This is a genomic window from Microbacterium sp. NPDC089698, from assembly GCF_044749045.1.
Lineage (GTDB): Bacteria > Actinomycetota > Actinomycetes > Actinomycetales > Microbacteriaceae > Microbacterium.
This window is the reverse complement of record NZ_JBIVHE010000001.1, coordinates 1,332,870-1,347,963: the sequence shown is the minus strand read 5'-3', so window position 1 is coordinate 1,347,963 and position 15,094 is coordinate 1,332,870. Positions and strand designations below refer to the sequence as shown.

The window sequence follows — 15,094 nt, the reverse complement described above, 5'->3', positions numbered from 1 at the left end:
CCGATCCGACGATCGCCCCAGGATCCGCACGACGATCCGCACGCATCCCATCTCGTCGACGCCCCCTCTGGTTATCCACGCCCCCTCCTGCGAGCGTCCACCAGCGGGGGCGCCGACGCGCAGAGGGGGCGTCGACGTTGCCGGTGCTCGATGTGCCGGCGACTGCCGTGGCGGCGGCGGATCCGGTGGATCGGGAATGGCGCGGGGGTGGCGGGTGCTGTGTTCAGCAGCAGAGAATCGCCCGGCGCGGCGGATGCGGCCGGACTCGCGAGCAACCTGAGATCGGTTTCGGGAAAACGCTTGCGTTCGGACGGTTCACAAACATAGGCTGGACGGCTGTCGCGTCAACCGACCCGGCGGCCGTCGAACCGAGGAGGACACCATGCCCACGATCAACACTGCGTCGTCGATCAGCGCTGTCGCCGGTTCGCTCTTCCTCCCGGCCGAGGACTGACCCGCTCCGGTCTCCCTCGGCCCCACCGGTCGCTCATCGCACGGATGCATCGCATCCGCTCCTTTTCGTCCCCTGCCATCCCCTGATGCGATACGTCACTGCTGAGAACATGTCTGAAGAATCCTCGTCACCGTCCACCGTCCCCCTCTCCACGCCCCGCGCGCTCGCGCGGCTGGCGCCCTTCGTGAAGCCGGTCGCCGGCCGCCTCATCGGCGGCGGGATCTCGGCCCTCGCGGCCGCGGTGATCGCACTATGCGTGCCGCTGCTGCTCCAGGTCGTGCTGGAAGGCCCCATCGCGACCGGCGAGATCGGCGCCATCATCTGGGGCGCCGTCGCCGTGACCGTGCTCGCCCTCGGCGAAGCACTCATGGTGTGGCTGCGCCGCCAGTTCGTGCTCAATCCCGCCACGCAGGTGGAATACCGGATGCGCACGCAGTTGTACTCGAGCCTGCAGCGCCTGCCGGTCGCCTTCCACGACCGCTGGCAGTCGGGTCAGCTGCTCAGCCGCATGATGCAGGACATCGGCCTCATCCGCCGGTGGCTCGCGTTCGGCCTCGTGCTGCTGGTCGTCAACCTGCTCACGATCGTGATCGGCGCGGCCCTGCTGTTCCGCTGGCACTGGCTGCTCGGCACGATCTTCCTCATCACCGCGGTGCCGCTGTGGATCTCGGGCTTCCTGTTCGAGAAGCGCTACGGCGTGCTCACCCGCCGCAGCCAGGACCAGGCCGGCGACCTCGCGACGAGCGTCGAGGAGAGCGTGCACGGCATCCGCGTGCTCAAGGCCTTCGGCCGCGGCAAGCACGCGCTCGTGAAGTTCGCGCGCCAGGCCGAGTCGCTGCGCGAGACCGAGCTGAGCAAGGCCCGCTCCGTCGGCTGGATCTGGTTCTGGCTCGTGCTCATGCCGGAGATCGCGTTCGCGCTCAACCTCGTCGCCGGCATCTGGCTGATCGCGCAGGGCGCGCTGAGCGCGCCAGAGCTGTTCGCCTACTTCGCGATGGCGACCGTGCTGCGCTGGCCGATCGAGTCGATCGGCTTCCTGTTCTCGTTCATGCTCGACGCGCGCACGGCGACCGACCGCGTGTTCGAGATCTACGACGAGCAGAACACGATCACGGATCCGGAGAGCCCGGCCAGCATCGCGGAGCCTCGCGGCGAGCTCGCGTTCGAGGGCGCCCGCTTCCGCTACCAGGACGCCCGCCCGCACGAGCGGGACCTGCTCGACGGCATCGACCTCGTGCTGCGCCCGGGCGAGACCATGGCACTCGTCGGCATCACCGGATCCGGCAAGACCACGCTCACGACCCTCCCCACGCGCCTGTACGACGTGACCGGCGGACGCGTGACGCTCGACGGCGTCGACGTGCGCGACCTGACCCTGGCCGAGCTGCGCACGCACATCGCGATGGCGTTCGAGGACGCGACGCTGTTCTCTGCCACCGTGCGCGAGAACGTGTTGCTCGGCAGGGCCGACCTCGACGTGCACAGCGCCGAGGCGGAGCAGGTGCTCCGCGAGGCGCTCGACGTCGCCCAGGCCGGGTTCGTCGACACGCTCCCCGAGGGCGTCGAGACCATGATCGGCGAGGAGGGGCTGAGCCTGTCCGGCGGACAGCGCCAGAGGCTCGCGCTCGCGCGCGCCGTGGCGGCCAAGCCCAAGGTGCTCGTGCTGGACGACCCGCTGTCGGCGCTCGACGTCGACACCGAGGCGCTCGTCGAGGAGGCGCTGCGCCACGTGCTCGCCGAGACCACCGCGCTCATCGTCGCGCACCGCCCGTCGACCGTGGCCCTCGCCGACCGGGTCGCGCTGCTGCAGAACGGGAAGGTGACGGCCGTGGGCGCGCACTCGGAGCTGCTGCGCACGAGCGCGCACTACCGGCACGTGATCTCGAGCCTCGAGGCCGAGGAGGCCGCGCGCACGGGGGCGATCCCCGTGGTCGCCGGCACGGCCCAAGGAACACCGTCACCCGACGGCACGGGGGACGACACCCACGCAGAGAACGAGGAGGTGCAGGCATGAGCGTCATCGGAACCCAGGACGAGGACCGCTCCGACCTCACGCACGAGGAGAGCAGGGCGATCCGTCGCCGTTCGCTGCGGCTCTTCGGATCCCTGATCGCGCCGCTCAAGGTGCAGATCACGCTCACCGCCCTCGTGCTGGTGATCTCCACGGCCGCCCAGGTCGCGGGACCGGCGCTCGTCGCCTACGGCCTGAACACGGCGCTGCCGGCGGTGCTGAAGCACGCGGACTGGATGCCGACGATCATGGTCGGAATCGTGTTCCTCGTCGTCGGCACCGTGGGATCCGCGCTGATCGGCTGGTACGCCGTGCTCACGGCCCGCATCACGCAGGCGGTGCTGCTCGACCTGCGCAAGCGCATGTTCCTGCACACCCAGCGGCTGAGTCTCGAGTTCCACGAGAGCTACACCTCCGGCCGGATCATCTCGCGCCAGACGAGCGACCTGGACTCCATCCGGGAACTGCTCGACGGCGGCCTGAACCAGCTGGTGTCCGGGCTCCTCTACGGCCTCTTCACGTTCATCGCGCTCGTGCTCGTGGACTGGGAGTCGGGCGTCGTGCTGGTGCTGGCCGGAATCCCGCTGGTGTACCTCATGCGCTGGTTCTATCAGCGCTCGCAGCTCGTGTACCGCGAGTCGCGGGTGATCAGCGCAAAGGTCATCGTGCAGTTCGTCGAGACCATGACCGGCATCCGCGCCGTGAAGGCGTTCCGCAAGGAGCCCCGCAACGACGTGTCCTTCCAGGAGGTCGCCGGCGACTACCGCGACGTGAACCGCCGCTCGATGCTGCTGTTCGGCACTTTCGAGCCCGGGCTCATGGCGGTCGCGGCGCTCACCCTCGGCGTGGTCGTGGTGTGGGGCGGCGTCCGCATGGCGAGCGGCGACATCCAGGTCGGCATCCTGCTGGCCGCGGTGCTGTACGTGCGCAACTTCTTCGCGCCCATGCAGGAGATCGCGATGTTCCTGAACTCCTTCCAGTCCGCCACGGCGGCGCTGGAGAAGGTGTCGGGCGTGCTCGACGAGGTCCCGACCGTTCCGGATCCGATCAAGGCGGTCGACCTCTGGGAGTCCAAGGGGCACGTGCGCTTCGACGAGGTCGAGTTCGGCTACGCCCAGGACCGGGTGATCCTGCCCGACTTCTCGCTGGACATCCCCGCGGGGCAGACCATCGCGCTCGTGGGCACGACCGGCGCGGGCAAGTCGACCCTGGCCAAGCTCGTATCGCGCTTCTACGACCCGACCGCGGGTGCGGTGACGCTCGACGGCGTGGATCTGCGCGACCTGCACCCGAAGGACCTGCGCCGCGCGATCGTCATGGTCACGCAGGAGGCATACCTGTTCAGCGGCACGGTGGCGGACAACATCGCGCTGGGCAAGCCCGACGCGACGATGGAGGAGATCAGGGCCGCGGCGAGGGCCGTGGGCGCCGATGCGTTCATCGACTCGCTCCCGGACGGTTACGAGACGGACGTGAACAAGCGCGGCGGCCGGGTCTCGGCGGGGCAGCGGCAGCTGATCTCGTTCGCGCGCGCCTTCCTCGCCGACCCCGCGGTGCTGATCCTCGACGAGGCGACCGCCTCGCTGGACATCCCGTCCGAGCGACTGATCCAGGACGCGCTGCAGACGCTGCTCGCCGACCGCACGGCGATCATCATCGCGCACCGTCTGTCGACCGTCGCGATCGCCGACCGGGTGCTCGTCATGGAGCACGGCCGCATCATCGAGGACGACGCTCCCGACGCCCTCATCGCCGGCACGGGCAAGTTCGCCCAGCTGCACGCCGCCTGGCAGCAGACGCTGGTGTAGGGATCGGGGCGCCGCGTTTTGCAGGACGTCCGCACTTCTGCAGGATGGATCCGGAGGATCTGTCCTGTGGAAGTGCGAATGCCCTGTGGAACGCCGGTCGGTAGGCTCGAGGCGTGGATCCCTTCTGGGCGGTCGCCGCGGAGCTCTGGTGGACCGCGCCGGTCATCGCCGGCGCGGGGGCGGTGATCGTGCTCGGCGCTCGCCGCGGAGCCGCAGCCGGAGGACGCCGGCTCGGCTACGACGCTGCGCGCCTCGACCTGCAGTCCGCGCAGAGGGCGGCGACCGAGGCGCGTCTCGCCGTCCGGGTGGCCCGGGCCGAGCTCGCGGGCCGCGTCGCGGGGCGAGCGGCAGGATCCGCGCATCCGGCCGAGGTGTCCGACGCCCGGCGGGCGCTCCGCGATGCGGAGACCGGCGCGAAGGCGGCATCCGCGGCTGTTCGTGCCCGGCGCGCGCAGGTCGAGGCCGCGCGGGCGGATCTGGCTCTGAACGCGGATCCGCAGCGGCGTCCGCTGCCGCGTGCGATCGCGGCCCACGACGCGGTCGTGGCGCGCTGGATGGCCTATGAGACGGATCCGGCGAAGCTCATCGCCTATCCGAGCATCGGCGACGCCGGCGATCCGTCCACCGCCGCATTCCTGCGCGCGCTGGACGAGGCGAGGCAGGCGCGCCCCGACCCCGCCCGCCGGATCGCGGCGGCCGAGTTCGGCGCGTACCGAGACGCGGTGGCCCGGCTGGAGCGCGCCTTCGACACCGCCGAGCGCGACGCCCACGCCCGCGCCGAGGGCCGGGACCCCGAGCGCGAGCGCGCGACGCGCGCGACGGGTTGGCAGGACACGGCGCAGCAGGTGATCGCGATGTCGGCCGACGCCCTGGATCGCGCCGCCGATGCGGCCGCCTCGGCCATCGCCGCGTGGAACGCACGCGAGCGCGGCCCGAAGCAGCGCAAGGAGCGCGACTGAGCGCTCGAGCCACGCCTGCGGAGGTGACCACGCTCCGACCGCGCGCCGGGGCGCGACGACGGCAGGGCGGCGAGTCCGGCTGCGCCTGCTCCGCGGGAAGAGGAGAAGACGACGGGGCTTCGATGGGGGAGGGGATTCGAAACCCCGCCGCCGATCACAGCGTACGCGCGTCGCGGGCGCCCCGGTGCTCAGATACGGGGCGCGCCGGTGCTCAGAACCGGATCTCCGCGATGACCTCGGCGTACTCGGTCTCTCCGACGGGCGTGAAGCCGACCCGCTGGAAGAACGCCTCCGGCCCTCCGGTGCCCGCCTCGTAGATCACGTTCAGGTGCCCGAAGCCGCGCGCGCGGGCCTCGGAGATCAGGCTCTCCACGGCGAATCGGCCGACACCGCGGCCCTGATCGTCGGCGTCGACGTTGATGCGCCACAGCACGGAGCGGAAGTGTTCCTCTGGAGCATCGGGGTCGAAGTTGGCGCTGACGAAGCCGACGACCTCCTCCTCGTCCAGCACGACCCGCTGCCAGCTGGTCTGCGGGTTCATGACGGTCGCGGCGATGCCGTAGGAGACGGGCGCGAGGTACTGCTCCTGCCCGGGCTTCAGGGAGAGATTGTTGACGGCGACGATCGTCGCCGCGGACAGTTCGACCAGTCGCAGTTCCGTCATGGTCCCCAGGCTAACCCCTGGACGGCGCTCGTGGCGGAGCGCGGCCAAACGTGGGGAGAAGTTCACCTTCCGCCGTGCCGTGGCGAACGGCACCCGGCCGGATCCCGCGCGGGCGGAGCAGGACGAAGGGCGCTCGGGAATCGACGAAGGGCAGGTATCTTGGTATCGAGATAAATCTGCGCGATACCGCGTGCGCATCCACGCGAGGTCGCTGTCTGAAACCCTTCCTGCGTGAAACGGAGACCCCGGTGACCGACGACGCCATCATCTACACCTACACGGACGAGGCGCCGGCGCTGGCCACGGCCTCTCTGCTGCCGATCGTCCAGGCCTACGCCCACCAGGCGGGCGTCGACATCGAGACCCGCGACATCTCGCTCGCCGGCCGCATCCTCGCCGCCTTCCCCGAGCGCCTGAGCGCCGGCCAGGCCGTGGGCGACGCGCTCGCCGAGCTCGGTGGTCTTGCGACCACGCCCGAGGCGAACATCATCAAGCTGCCGAACATCTCGGCGTCCATCCCGCAGCTCAAGGCGGCCATCGCCGAGCTGCAGCAGAAGGGCTTCGACGTCCCGGACTACCCGGACGACGCGTCCACGGTCGAGGAGAAGGACGTCCGCGCCCGCTACGACCGCATCAAGGGCTCCGCCGTGAACCCGGTGCTGCGCGAGGGCAACAGCGACCGGCGCGCGCCGCTCGCGGTGAAGAACTACGCGAAGAAGCACCCGCACCGCAACAAGGCGTTCGGCGAGGGCTCGCAGACCCACGTCGCGACCCTGGGTCACGACGACTTCAAGGCGAACGAGAAGAGCTGGGTCTCCCCGGGCGACGACGTGCTGACGATCCAGCACGTCTCCGCGGACGGTCAGATCACGGTCCTCAAGGAGAACCTCAAGGTGCTCCCCGGAGAGATCGTCGACGCGACCTTCCTGAACGCCGCCGCGCTGGACGCCTTCCTCGCCGAGACCCTCGCCGAGGCGAAGGCGGAGGACGTGCTGTACTCCGTGCACCTCAAGGCGACGATGATGAAGGTCTCCGACCCGATCATCTTCGGCCACGTCGTGCGCGCCTACTTCAAGGACGTCTTCGCGCAGTACGGTGACAAGCTCGCCGCCGCCGGTCTCACCGCGAACGACGGACTCGGATCCATCCTCGCCGGGCTCGCGGACCTGGAGGGCGGCGAGGAGATCGCCGAGGCCTTCTTCCGCGCGATGGAGAACGGCCCGCGGCTCAGCTACGTGAACTCGGACAAGGGCATCACGAACCTGCACGTGCCGAGCGACGTGATCGTCGACGCCTCGATGCCCGCGCTGATCCGCAACGGCGGCAAGCTGTGGGGCAAGGACGGCGGCGAGGACGACACGCTCGCGGTCATCCCCGACTCCTCCTACGCCGGCGTCTACCAGGCCACGATCGAGGATGTCATCGCGAACGGCCCGCTCGACCCCGCCACGATCGGCACCGTGCCGAACGTGGGCCTCATGGCCCAGGCGGCCGAGGAGTACGGCAGCCACGACAAGACCTTCGAGATCGCCGCCGACGGCCGCGTGCAGGTCGTGAACGCGGCCGGCGAGGTCGTGCTCGAGCACGAGGTGCACGCGGGCGACATCTGGCGCGCGACGCAGACCAAGGACGTCCCGGTCCGCGACTGGGTGAAGCTCGCCGTGAGCCGCGCCCGCGCGACCGGAGCCCCGGCCGTCTTCTGGCTCAACCCGGCCCGCTCGCACGACGCCGCGCTGATCGCCAAGGTGACCGAGTACCTCGAGGACCACGACACCGACGGTCTCACGATCGAGATCCTCACGCCCGAGGACGCGACCCGCTACTCGCTCGCGCGCATGCGCAAGGGCGAGGACACCATCTCCGTCACGGGCAACGTGCTGCGCGACTACCTCACCGACCTGTTCCCGATCCTCGAGGTCGGCACCAGCGCCAAGATGCTCTCGATCGTGCCGCTCCTCGCCGGGGGAGGGCTCTTCGAGACCGGCGCGGGCGGATCCGCTCCGAAGCACGTCCAGCAGCTCGTCGAGGAGAACTACCTGCGCTGGGACTCGCTGGGCGAGTTCTTCGCCCTGGCGGCGTCCTTCGAGCACTTCGCCGACCGCACCGGCAACGCGAAGGCCGCGATCCTGGCGAAGACGCTCGACGCCGCGACCGGCACCTTCCTCGAGAACGACCGCTCGCCGGGTCGTGCCCTCGGCACGATCGACAACCGCGGCAGCCACTTCTACCTGGCCCTGTACTGGGCGCAGGAACTGGCCGCGCAGACCGAGGACGCGACCCTCGCCGCCGCATTCGCGCCGGTCGCCGCGGCTCTCGCCGCGGACGAGGAGCGCATCGTCTCCGAGCTCACCGCGGTGCAGGGCAAGCCTGCGGAGATCGGCGGCTACTACCGTCCCGACGGCGCTCTCGTGGCCAGGATCATGCGTCCGTCGGCCACCCTGAACGCGGTCATCGACGGCCTGAACTGACCGGATCCACGAAGGGGCGGGCGCTGCGGCGTCCGCCCCTTCGTCGTTCCCCCCGTCCGCGGGTCCCGGATGCCGCAGCGCACGCGAAGGGGCCCGCCGCGCGATGCGACGGGCCCCTTCCGAGACGGGATCGGGATCCGGGTCAGTAGTGGATGTTGACCTCGGTGCCCTGCGGGCTCCAGTCGAACAGCCACTGGGCGCGCCACTCCGGCATGCCGACGCAGCCGTGGCTCATCGGGGTGCCCCAGTTGTCGTGCCAGTACACGCCGTGCAGGGCCTCGTCGCCGTTGAAGTACATGACCCACTTCACATCGGGCTGGTAGTAGAACGGCGCCTTGGTGAGGTCGGTGTTGCCCATGTTCTGGCTGTCGAGCTTCCAGTTCACGGCATAGGACCCGGTGTGGGTCGCGAAGTCGCCGCGGCCCGAGGAGATCAGCCAGGAGTCGACGACATTGCCGTTCTCGGTGACGGTCAGCGTCTCGGTGCTGAGGTTCACGTCGATCTTGCGCAGCAGCGAGGTCGAGCTGAACGGGGTGTCCTTGACCGGCAGGGCGTAGGAGCCGTTGCCCTTGGAGATCTGCGAGGCGAACGCGGCCGCGGTGCCCGACACATCGCCGAGCTGGCGGCCCGTGACGCCGGGCGTGATGTCGTCGAGCGCCTCGCCCGACGAGTTCACGATGGTCGTGGCGTTGACCGGTGCGCGGTTGACCTTCGCCGCGAGCGTGTCGACCGTCTTCTGGATCGCGGCCTGATCCGCGGTGATCGCGAGCTTGCCGTTGTCCGGCGTGAGGGTGATCCAGCTCGCAGCGGTCGCGGCGTCGACGGGGACGGTGCGCTCGGTGCCGACGTAGAAACCGATCGTCGACAGCAGGGTGTTGAGCTGCGCGACCGTGGCGGCCGCGGTCTTGTCGCTGATCGCCGGGGCGACCGGTGCGGCCTTCGCCTCGAACGAGAGCGAGTTCTGCCCCTTCTCGGAGGCTGCGGCGATCGCGGCGGTGAGCGCCTTGAGATCGACCCCGGACCCGTCCTTCGCGGGGGTCGCGGCGTAGCCGGTGCCCTGGAACGCGACCGTGGCGTCGGTGGCGTCCTGATAGAGGGTGGGGACCTGCGCGCGCAGCGCATGCTCGGCGGCGCGGTCGTCGAGGGTGATGGTGCCGGCGATCGGGGCCGGCATCCAGCTGGTGATGTTCCACATCGGATGGTCGGCGAAGGCCTTGTCGGCGAGCTTCGTTGCGTCGATGTGCGCGCCCAGATCGGAGCCGGTGACGTGCTTGCCGCCGCCTTCGCCGGTCAGGGTCACCTGCATCGCGTTGAGGTGGTTGCTCACGGCCTCCGCGGCGGCGCCGGGCGTCATGCCGCCGACCTGCACGCCGGCGATCGCGGTGCCGGGGGCGATGAGGATCGTGGATGCCGCGCCGAGTCCCAGCACGAGCACGCCGAGCCCGATGCCGACCCATCGTCCGATGTGGCGCTTCTTGCGCGGGGCGTCCTCGGAGGGCGCCCACTCCGCGTGGCGGTCGCCTGCGCCGTCTCCTGTCGCGGCCTCCGTGGTCGCGTCCGTGCCGTCGACGATCGAGTTCTCCTCAGTCGGAGCCCCCGCTGCCGTTGCCAGATCCGTCACGTGCACACCCCCCTTGCCCTTGAACGTTGTCAGTCTTTCAAGGATACGGGATGCCATATCACAAAACGGCAACGGAAGCACATGGACGGGCGGGGAGGTGCCGGATCAGCGGCCGCGGGGTCCGCCGTCCGGCGCCGCGCGCGGGAAACATGCGGAGCGGCGGCCCGGATCCGGTAACGTTTGGGTGAACCCGAGTCCCGCCGCGCGCGACCGGGCTTGATTTTCACTCTGTTCGTAAGGTGTACTAACAAACATGGTCCCACGGATGAGCGGCATCGCCCGATGAATGCGGAGAGCGGCGACTCCAGCCCGCACCGGTTCGGGTCGGCGCGCAAGCTGCGCACGAGCACCAAGGTGCTGCCGGAGCATGCGCGCGGGCACAACCGCGCGCTGGTGCTGCAGACGCTGTACCACTCCGGCGCGATGAGCCGCGCGGACCTCTCCCGGGAGACCGGCCTCACCCGCGTGACGATCTCGGATCTGGTCGGGGAGTTCATCCACGACGGCATCGTCGTCGAGAAGGGCATCCGCGAGACCACCGGTCCCGGCAAGCCGCCGATCCTCATCGACATCGATCGCGAGGGGCATCGCATCGTCGGCCTCGACCTGTCCGGCCCCGGCGCCTTCGAGGGCGCGCTCATCAGCCTGGACGGCGTGGTGCTCGAGCGCCGCGAGGTGCCGCGCCCGAGCGGCGGCACGGCCGCCTACGAAGCGGTGCGCTCTCTCGCGCAGGAGCTCGTCGAGCTGTCCGCCGAGCCGGTGCTCGGCATCGGCGTCGGCGCCCCAGGGATCGTCCGCCCCGACGGGATGGTGCTGAACTCGCCCAACCTGGACTGGGTCGACTTCCCCCTGGAGCGCCTGCTCAGCGCGGCCCTCGACCTCCCCGTGCTGGTGCGCAACGACGCGAACGCCGCGGTGCTCGCCGAGTACACGTTCGGCCAGGCCCGCCCCGACATGCTGCTGATCAAGATCGGCCGCGGCGTGGGCGCGGGGCTCATCTCCGACAGCCAGCCGCTCGTGGGCAGCCGGTTCGCGGCCGGTGAGATCGGGCACGTCGTCGTCGGTACCGACGGCGGGCCGCGCTGCGCGTGCGGCAAGGACGGGTGCCTCGAGGCGTGGCTGAGCGCGTCGCGGCTGCGGGCGCGCATCGCCGAGGATCCGTCCTCGCAGGAGCAGGTGCTCCGCGAGGCCGGAACCAGGCTCGGCGTGGCCATCGCTCCCATCGTCGCCGCGCTCGACCTCTCGGAGATCGTGCTCTCCGGTCCTGCGGACCTGCTCGCCGGAACGCTCATCGACGCCGCGACCCGCACGCTCACCGAGCGCACCCTCGAGGGCGTGTTCGACGACGTCGCGATCCGGCTGACCGCCCAGGACGACATCGTGCTGCGCGGGGCCGCGGTCATGGTCCTGTCCGGCCAGCTGGGCGTCTCGTGAGCGGGATCCGCGTCGGCCTGGACGTCGGCGGCACCAAGATCGACGCGCTCGCCCTCGCCGCGGACGGGACGATCCTCGCCCGCACGCGCATCCCGACGGGCTGGGGCGATCATGCGGTCGTGGCTGCCGTGCACGATGCGGTCGAGGCGCTCGGCGTCGAGGGCGGATTCGCCGTCGCCGACGTGGCCTCCGTCGGCATCGGCATCCCCGGTCTCATCGACGCGGACGCCGGGCGCGTGCTGCACGCGGTGAATCTCGGTGTGACCGAGCTCGACCTCGCGGACGCCGTGCGCGTCCGGCTGCCCGTGCCCGTCTCCGTGGAGAACGACGTGAAGGCCGCCGCCCTCGGGGCCGGATCCCTGCGCGGCGACGCGCATTCGATGGCCTATCTGAACCTGGGCACCGGGGTCGCCGCGGGGATCGTGATCGACGGCGCACTGTGGCGCGGCGCCCACGGCACCGCCGGCGAGGTCGGACATCTCTCGGTCGATCCGCGCGGTCGCGTGTGCGGCTGCGGACAGCGCGGCTGCATCGAGACGTTCTGCGGCGGAGGCGCCGTCAGCAGGGCCTGGGGCCGGGGCGGCGAACTGCCCCTCCGCGACGTCTTCGATCTGGCGGAGCGCGGCGACGCCTTCGCCCTGGAGCTGCGGGAGGGCGTGGCGTTCGGCGCGGCCTCGGCCGTGCGCAGCCTGGTGCTGAGCGCCGACGTCGAGACGGTCGTGATCGGCGGCGGGGTCACCGCCCTCGGCGACCGCCTGCTCGACGACATCGTGCGCCGGCTGCGCCAGGAGGGTGCGGAGTCGCCGTTCATCGGCTCTTTGCATCTGGATGAGAGGATCGAACTGCTGCCGGCAGGATCCCCGGCCGCCGCGCTCGGCGCCGCCCTGGTGGGAGCCGCACGGCTGCCCGCCGAACTCGTCTGAACTCCGCGTCGCATCGCACCCGCATCTTCGAATCCACGTCACCGACACTCACGAGGGAAATCCATGGCTGAAGTCGTCATCGTCGAGAACTCCACCGCCGCCGGCGAACTGGTCGCCGCAGAGATCGCCCGGCTCATCGGCCGACGCTCCGACGCGGTCCTCGGACTCGCGACCGGGTCCACCCCGCTGCCGGTCTACTCGGCCCTGCGCGCGCAGCTCGACGGCGTCGACGTCTCGCACGTGCGCGGCTTCGCGCTGGACGAGTACGTCGGCATCGATCCCTCGCACCCGGAGAGCTACCGCTCCGTGATCACCCGCGAGGTCGTCGAGCCCCTGGGACTCACGCCCGCCCTCGTGCACGTGCCGGACGGATCCGAGGACGGCATCGAGCATGCGGGTGCGGAGTACGACGCGAAGATCCGCGCGGCCGGCGGGGTGGATCTGCAGCTGCTGGGCATCGGCACCGACGGCCACATCGGCTTCAACGAGCCGGGGAGCTCCTTCGCGTCGCGGACCAGGGTGAAGACGCTCACGGAGCAGACCCGCGAGGACAACGCGCGCTTCTTCGACGCGATCGACCAGGTGCCAAGGCACTGCATCACCCAGGGCCTCGGCACGATCCTGGAGGCTCGGCACCTCGTCCTCCTCGCCTATGGCGAGGGCAAGGCGCAGGCCATCGCGGACGCCGTCGAGGGCCCCCTCTCCGCCTTCATGCCGGCCTCGGCGATCCAGCTGCACCCGCACGCGACGGTCGTCGTCGATGAGGCGGCCGCCTCGCGGCTCAAGCTCGCGGACTACTACCGCTACACCTTCGCGAACAAGCCGGCCTGGCAGGGCATCTGACCGCCCTCCGTCTCGCCTTCGGCTCGCTCAGGGACCGCATCACGGATCGTCCCTGAGCGCGCGCAGCGAGACGAAGGGCGCTCAAGGACGGGGGAGGAGCCCCGGCCACGCGATCGGGAGCAGGTGCTCCTCGCTGAGCGGGGCGAGCGGCAGCGACTCCGCGTCTGCGGGGGTGATCCAGCGCAGTTCGGCGAGCTCGGCCTGCACCTGCACGTCCCCCGGCTCGGCGGTCGTGGCGAACGCGGTCGCGACGACGCGGTGACCCGGTTCGTTCGCGGCCGCGGAGACGAAGACGCCGAGCGGGCGCAGCGCGTCCTCGTCGATGCGCAGCCCGAGCTCCTCGTGCAGCTCGCGGGCGAGGGTCTGGGCGGCGGTCTCCCCGGCCTCCGGCTTGCCGCCGGGCTGCATGAACCGCTCCGTGCCCTGCTTGCGCACGACCAGCACGCGTCCCGCGGCATCCGTGATGATGGCGGCCGAGACGTGGATGTCAGGCATGAGGCTCCTCTGCGGTGTCGGGTGCTGCGGTGTCGGCGGCCGCGGCGCGGTCGGCGAAGACCCGGCCCGGCGCGAGGATGCCCGCCGGATCGAAGGCCCGCACGATGTCGCGCTGCAGCCGCCACTGGTCCTCGCCGAGCTCCTCGGCGAGCCAGCGGCTCTTGAGCGTCCCGATGCCGTGCTCGCCCGTGAGGGTGCCGCCCAGGCGCATCGCGGCGCGGAACAGGTCGTCGGCCGCCCGCCAGATGCGCGGCGGGATCTCGGGGGTCTGCACGATGAAGTTGGGGTGCAGGTTGCCGTCGCCGGCGTGCGCGACCGTGGGGATCTCGATCCCGTACTCCTGTTCGATGCGCGCGATCTCGTCGAACATCGCCGGCAGCGCGCTGCGCGGCACCGAGACGTCCTCGATGAGGGTGGTGCCCAGCGCGGCCATGGCGGCATGCATCGACCGGCGTATGCGCAGGAGCTCCTCGCCGCGGGCGGGATCGTCCGTCACGGTGACCGTGCCGCCGGCCTCGCGCAGCACGGCGGCGATCTGGTCGGCCTCGACCGCGGCCGAGCGTCCGTCGGTCCGGATCGTGAGCTGAGCCACGCCCTCGGCGGGGGCGTCGAGGCCGAGCAGCGCGTGCACCGCGGCGAGGCAGCGCGCGTCCATGAGCTCCATGATCGCGGGCTCCGCCCCCGAGGCCGTGACGGCCGCGGATCCTCGGGCGGCGTCGCGCACCGCGGGAAAGGTCGCCACGATCGTGCACGGCGTGCCCGGTACGACCCGGCGCAGCTTCAGGGTCGCGCCGACGACGACGCCGAGCCGGCCCTCGGACCCGATCACGAGCGACGTGAGATCGAGGCCCGTCACGCCCTTCACGCTGCGGTGCCCCAGGTGGATCAGGCGGCCGTCGGCGAGCACGAGGTCGATCGCCAGCACGGCGTCGCGCACCACGCCGTACTTCGCGCACAGCAGTCCACCGGCGCCGGTGGCGATGTTGCCGCCGATCGTGGAGATGTCGCGACTGGCCGGATCCGGGGGCCACCAGAGCCCGTGCTCGGCAAGGATCGCATCGAGCTCCGCGTTCAGGATCCCCGGCTCGACGACCGCGAGGAGGTCGTCGGGGCGGATCTCGTGCACCCGCCGCATCCGCAGCGTGGACAGCACGATCTCGCCCGCGCCCGCGATCGCGGCGCCCGCGAGGCCGGTGCCCGCACCGCGCACCACCACGGGTGTGCCGGTCTCGTGTGCGACGCGCAGGGTCGCCTGCACATCCGCGGTGGATTCCGCGTGCACGACCGCGAGGGGAGCGGACGGGGAGGCGTGCCCCGACCGGTCGGCGCGCGCGGTCTCGAGGGCGGCGCGGGTGGTGTCGACGCGGTCGCCGAGGGCGCTCCGGAGCCGATCCAGCACGGCAGCGCTCATCGC

General features: G+C 71.1%; 11 protein-coding genes. 7 read left to right on the top strand and 4 right to left on the bottom strand.

From position 1 onward, the window contains the following. Positions 1 to 563 precede the first annotated feature (563 nt). The 3 genes from ACIPY5_RS06265 to ACIPY5_RS06255 all read left to right on the top strand — a co-directional run bounded on the left by ACIPY5_RS06265 (position 564) and on the right by ACIPY5_RS06255 (position 5,232). Complete coding sequence (locus tag ACIPY5_RS06265) at positions 564 to 2,468, top strand: ABC transporter ATP-binding protein (RefSeq protein ID WP_400968002.1); 1,905 nt, start codon at positions 564 to 566, stop codon at positions 2,466 to 2,468. Then, entirely contained in the window at positions 2,465 to 4,273 is a 1,809-nt protein-coding gene (locus ACIPY5_RS06260) for an ABC transporter ATP-binding protein (RefSeq protein WP_309340476.1), read from the top strand. Before ACIPY5_RS06265 ends, ACIPY5_RS06260 begins: the two co-directional genes overlap by 4 nt. A gap of 113 nt (positions 4,274 to 4,386) precedes the next feature. Further along, positions 4,387 to 5,232 (top strand): hypothetical protein, encoded by an 846-nt coding sequence (locus tag ACIPY5_RS06255; protein ID WP_400967999.1) that lies wholly within the window; start codon positions 4,387 to 4,389, stop codon positions 5,230 to 5,232. Between the two features lie 211 nt (positions 5,233 to 5,443). Here the strand turns inward: ACIPY5_RS06255 and ACIPY5_RS06250 are convergent, their stop codons facing one another. Next, positions 5,444 to 5,896, bottom strand: a complete 453-nt coding sequence (locus tag ACIPY5_RS06250; RefSeq protein ID WP_309340473.1) for a GNAT family N-acetyltransferase — start codon at positions 5,894 to 5,896, stop codon at positions 5,444 to 5,446. A gap of 248 nt (positions 5,897 to 6,144) precedes the next feature. Between ACIPY5_RS06250 and ACIPY5_RS06245 the strand changes: the two genes are divergently transcribed. Beyond that, positions 6,145 to 8,364, top strand: coding sequence for an NADP-dependent isocitrate dehydrogenase (locus ACIPY5_RS06245; RefSeq protein ID WP_400967995.1), 2,220 nt, complete (start codon positions 6,145 to 6,147; stop codon positions 8,362 to 8,364). Between the two features lie 142 nt (positions 8,365 to 8,506). Here ACIPY5_RS06245 and ACIPY5_RS06240 read toward each other — a convergent pair whose 3' ends face one another. Then, the gene (locus ACIPY5_RS06240; protein WP_400967992.1) at positions 8,507 to 9,985 is read right to left on the bottom strand and encodes a L,D-transpeptidase family protein; all 1,479 of its coding nucleotides are present in this window, start codon (positions 9,983 to 9,985) and stop codon (positions 8,507 to 8,509) included. Positions 9,986 to 10,267: 282 nt separating this feature from the next. On the opposite strand from ACIPY5_RS06240, the gene ACIPY5_RS06235 reads away from it, so the two are divergent. The 3 genes from ACIPY5_RS06235 (at position 10,268) to nagB (ending at position 13,185) form a co-directional block, all read left to right on the top strand. Then, positions 10,268 to 11,419 carry an ROK family protein gene (locus tag ACIPY5_RS06235; RefSeq protein ID WP_400967989.1) on the top strand — a complete coding sequence of 384 codons (1,152 nt, stop codon included), beginning with the start codon at positions 10,268 to 10,270 and terminating at the stop codon, positions 11,417 to 11,419. 5 nt (positions 11,420 to 11,424) lie between these two features. Continuing rightward, positions 11,425 to 12,342, top strand: a complete 918-nt coding sequence (locus ACIPY5_RS06230) for an ROK family protein (RefSeq protein WP_400968492.1) — start codon at positions 11,425 to 11,427, stop codon at positions 12,340 to 12,342. A gap of 63 nt (positions 12,343 to 12,405) precedes the next feature. Continuing rightward, the gene (nagB, locus tag ACIPY5_RS06225) at positions 12,406 to 13,185 is read left to right on the top strand and encodes a glucosamine-6-phosphate deaminase (RefSeq protein ID WP_309337198.1); all 780 of its coding nucleotides are present in this window, start codon (positions 12,406 to 12,408) and stop codon (positions 13,183 to 13,185) included. Between the two features lie 81 nt (positions 13,186 to 13,266). Here nagB and ACIPY5_RS06220 read toward each other — a convergent pair whose 3' ends face one another. Then, positions 13,267 to 13,680 carry an NUDIX domain-containing protein gene (locus ACIPY5_RS06220; RefSeq protein ID WP_400967985.1) on the bottom strand — a complete coding sequence of 138 codons (414 nt, stop codon included), beginning with the start codon at positions 13,678 to 13,680 and terminating at the stop codon, positions 13,267 to 13,269. Beyond that, positions 13,673 to 15,091 (bottom strand): FAD-binding oxidoreductase, encoded by a 1,419-nt coding sequence (locus tag ACIPY5_RS06215; protein WP_400967982.1) that lies wholly within the window; start codon positions 15,089 to 15,091, stop codon positions 13,673 to 13,675. Before ACIPY5_RS06215 ends, ACIPY5_RS06220 begins: the two co-directional genes overlap by 8 nt. Positions 15,092 to 15,094: the final 3 nt, after the last annotated feature.